This window comes from Maribacter sp. (genome assembly GCF_049667165.1).
Classification (GTDB): domain Bacteria; phylum Bacteroidota; class Bacteroidia; order Flavobacteriales; family Flavobacteriaceae; genus Maribacter_A.
On the sequence record NZ_JBATHS010000147.1, the window covers coordinates 1 to 2247 of the forward strand.

2 protein-coding genes and 1 pseudogene are annotated in these 2247 nt (G+C 40.9%); 1 reads left to right on the forward strand and 2 read right to left on the reverse strand.

The genetic code is table 11. The annotated features are described in order from the left end of the window. On the forward strand, positions 1–1038 hold a 1038-nt coding region (locus WBM98_RS07580), incomplete at its 5' end, for a cysteine desulfurase family protein (protein WP_424365420.1). Here the strand turns inward: WBM98_RS07580 and WBM98_RS07585 are convergent. Both WBM98_RS07585 and WBM98_RS07590 read right to left on the reverse strand, forming a co-directional pair. After that, positions 1035–1694 carry a hypothetical protein gene (locus WBM98_RS07585; RefSeq protein WP_424365421.1) on the reverse strand — a complete coding sequence of 220 codons (660 nt, stop codon included), beginning with the start codon at positions 1692–1694 and terminating at the stop codon, positions 1035–1037. The genes WBM98_RS07580 and WBM98_RS07585 overlap by 4 nt on opposite strands. A 31-nt stretch (positions 1695–1725) precedes the next feature. After that, positions 1726–2247 (reverse strand): annotated as a pseudogene (locus tag WBM98_RS07590) (TonB-dependent receptor); the annotation flags it as partial.

Below are 2247 nucleotides of genomic sequence, written 5' to 3' on the forward strand. Positions count from 1 at the left end.
GGTTACGGTCGAACGGCCAAAACCGCCGTGGAACGGGCTCGGAAGACCATTGCCAAACAATTAAAGGCACACCCTACTGAAATTGTTTTTACTTCTGGAGGAACCGAGGCCGATAATATGGTGCTAAAAAGCGCAGTGCGGGATTTGAAGGTAAGAACGATCATCACTTCGAAAATAGAACATCATGCGGTACTGCATAGCACCCAAGATCTGGCCAAGGAATTCGGCATAGCCTTGAAGTATGTTGATTTGGATATGCATGGTAATCCACAACACGCGCATTTAACCCGACTGTTGCAAGAAGACGACTCCAAAAAACTAGTCACTCTTATGCATGTGAATAACGAAATCGGCAATTTACTCCCCATTGACGAGGTAGCGGAGATATGCAGGGAAAATAAGGCGTTGTTTCATTCCGATACGGTACAGTCTATCGGTCATTTTGAATTGGACGTACAAAAAACCCCCATTGATTTTATGGCAGCCTCTGCCCATAAATTCCATGGTCCAAAAGGGGTGGGATTTGCTTTTATCAGAAAGAATTCTGGCCTCAAACCCATGATTTCGGGAGGAGGACAGGAAAGGGGGCTTAGGGCCGGCACGGAAGCCGTACACAATATTGTAGGATTGGAGGAAGCTTTTAAAATAGCGTATGAAAATCTTGATGAAGAGAGCACCTATGTATCAGGGCTTAAAAAATATTTTATCGATAAGATTGTCCAGGACATTCCCAGCGTTTGTTTTAATGGACTTTCAGGTACTATGGATAAAAGTACCTATACATTGGTAAATATAAGATTGCCTTTAAGTCATGAAAAAGGAAAGATGCTGTTGTTTAATTTGGATATAAAGGGTATTGCCATTTCCCAAGGAAGTGCCTGCCAGTCGGGGAGTGATGTAGGATCGCATGTATTGAAGGAGGTGCTTAATGAAGCAGACCTTGACAAGCCATCATTCAGGTTCTCATTTTCAAGATACAACACCATTCAGGAGTTGGATTATGCCATTGGGATCTTAAAGGAATTGATGCAGCCTTAATTCCTTGACTTGTTCCTGTCCTTTTTCTTTTCACGATCGTAGGGAAATTTTCGTGTGGCCAGTTTCATCATCCTGTCAATAAGATCATAGGTGTTCTTGCCTGTTTTTTTATCGATTTTTTTCTCATACTTCCAAAGGAGCTTCCCCGAGGCAGCATCGCTAATCTTAATCCCTATGCGACCGTAGTTTGAATCGCCAAGAAAGTAGTCCATAAGACTGAATTCTGTCGGCACCCCTTTCGAAAGAAGAATATTGAGATCCATATTACCACTAATGATCCCATCGACCTGTAAGATCTTACTTAGTTCTTTAATGGTATATACATCGATGTTTTCATAGGTGATATTGTTCTGGGAAAGAATGGCATTGGTATTCTTGATATTCTGGAATTCTACCGAAAACTTTTTCTTTCTTTTTCTTTGTGAAAAATAGGTTTCCAAGGCATTCTGCACCGCATACCCTTCTTTCTCTTCCAATTGTTTCACTTCAATCTTCGATAATTCATCCTTCAAATCCAAATTGGTAAGAAAGGGTAGGATGGCCAAAACTTTATGATTTTCGCTCAGATCATCAAAATTCTTATGTTCATAAATGTTTTTTTGGGCAGTTGCCAAAAAACAACCCAAAAAGAGCATGACTGTTAGAAGCTTTTTCATTTCATTCGTTTTTAACGGCCTTACACGCTACTCAAAACCGCATTTTAAGTCGAACATTCATGATCCGACGCGTCATATAATTAGGAATCGCAAATTCATTCTTGCTATCCACATCCCTGATCCAGGTATTGGTAATGGAGTTTTGGTTGTTGAAAAGATTAAAGATCTCAAAGCCAATACTCAATTCCTTGAACTTATATAACCAGTGGTTTTCAGGATATTCTTGGTCCGTGCCTACAAAAATATGTGAAATTCCCAAATCGGCACGCTTATAGTCCCTTAATCTGTTCTGAAAAATATAGGGATCGGCATAACTGGGTGAACCTCCCGGTACCCCGGTATTATAAACCAAGTTAAGGTACATCTTTAAATTCGGGATGGTAGGTACATAATCCTGAAAAAGAATGCCCACTTTTAGACGTTGATCGGTAGGCCTTGGGATGTAGCCCTTATCATCACTGTTTTCCATGGTTTTCAAATACCCTAGGCTCACCCAGGATTCCGTGCCGGGCACAAAGGCGCCGTTCAATCGGATCTCAGTACCATATACATA